This window comes from Sedimentitalea arenosa, assembly GCF_016428585.1.
Classification (GTDB): Bacteria; Pseudomonadota; Alphaproteobacteria; order Rhodobacterales; family Rhodobacteraceae; genus Sedimentitalea; species Sedimentitalea arenosa.
In genome coordinates, this window is the sequence record NZ_JAELVR010000023.1 from 1 (window position 1) to 1,384 (window position 1,384).

The 1,384-nt window shown below is 59.6% G+C and carries 1 protein-coding gene; it reads right to left on the reverse strand.

The features are described 5' to 3' along the window. Positions 1 to 33: 33 nt before the first annotated feature. The gene (locus JF290_RS19385; protein ID WP_199026551.1) at positions 34 to 1,281 is read right to left on the reverse strand and encodes an IS256 family transposase; all 1,248 of its coding nucleotides are present in this window, start codon (positions 1,279 to 1,281) and stop codon (positions 34 to 36) included. Between the last annotated feature and the right edge of the window lie 103 nt (positions 1,282 to 1,384).

Here is a 1,384-nt window from a genome sequence, read left to right on the forward strand (position 1 = left end):
GAGTTACTGTCAAATCTGGTGTCCAGGCGATCATCATGCGGCGGCTTGATCTTGGTTTGATGGCTTGATGCCGTTGATGAAGTCGACGCCTTCGATGACGTCGGCGAGATGAGCGAATCCGCGCAGCTTTCGCCAGCTTTTCTCAGCGCATTGTCCAAGTTTGAACATCATATGGAGCATGCCGTCTCTGCTGAGGCATCCTTTGGTGCGCTTGGTCCGGTGCCGGATCGTGGCGAAGGCGCTTTCGATTGGATTTGATGTGCGAATGCTCTGCCAGTGCTGGGCAGGGAAGTCATAGAAGGTCAGCAACTCGTCGCGGTCCTTGATCAGACATTCGGTGGCCTTCGGGTGTTTTGCCTCGAAGGTTTCGATGAACAGATCGAAGGCCTTGTGTGCATCCTCGCGCGTTTCGGCCTGCCAGATATCGTGCAGCATCTTCCTGGCCTTGGGCTGGGTGCGCTTGGGAAGGTAATTCAGCACGTTGCCGGTCTTGTGCATCCAACAGCGCTGTTGGCGGGTGGTCGGGAAGACCTCCTCCAGAGCTGCCCAGAAGCCCATGGCGCCGTCGCCCGTGGCCAGTTTCGGTGCGCTGAGCCCGCGGCCCTTCAATCCCAACAGCACTTCGCGCCAGCTTTGCGTGCTTTCCCGGACGCCGTCTTCAATGGCGAGAAAATGCTTCTCTCCTCGTGCGTTTACGCCGATGACGACCAACACACAGAGCCGATCATCGGCCCCGCGCAGGCCGCTGTAAATACCGTCGGCCCAGACATAGACCCATTCGTCACGGCTCAGATCGGCCCTACGCCAGTCATCGTATTCCTGGCCCCACCGGGCCTTCAGCCGCGAAATGGTTTTGGCGGAGAAACCGGTGGCGTCCGGGCCCAAAAGCACCTTCAGCGCCGCATCCATCTCACCAGTGGAGATACCCTTGAGGTACAGCCAGGGCAGCGCGGCTTCGATAGATTTGGCCTTTCGAACATAGGGTGGCACCAGCGCCGAGCGGAACGTCACCGGTCTGCCGTCCTTCGCCCGCACCTTCGGCACTTTCACCGTGACCGGCCCAATCCCGGTCTGCACGGCGCGCTCCGGGTGATAGCCATTGCCGACAACTGCCGCGCGGCCATCTGATGTCCGGCGCTCGGCAAATTCGGCAAGATAGGCATCCCTCTCGGCTTCAACAGCCGCCTGGAGTAATTCCCGAGCGCCCTTGCGCAGAAGATCGGTCAGCGGGTCCGCAACCGTGTCTCGACCCGTGAAATCAATGATGGTAGCGTCGTCCATGGTGGTGCGTCCTCTTTGGTCGGTGGCTTGTGTCGCAACAACAAACCAACCAGATGCACCGCCAGCTTTCAAACCAGCCGGACACCAGATTCACTCATAGCTC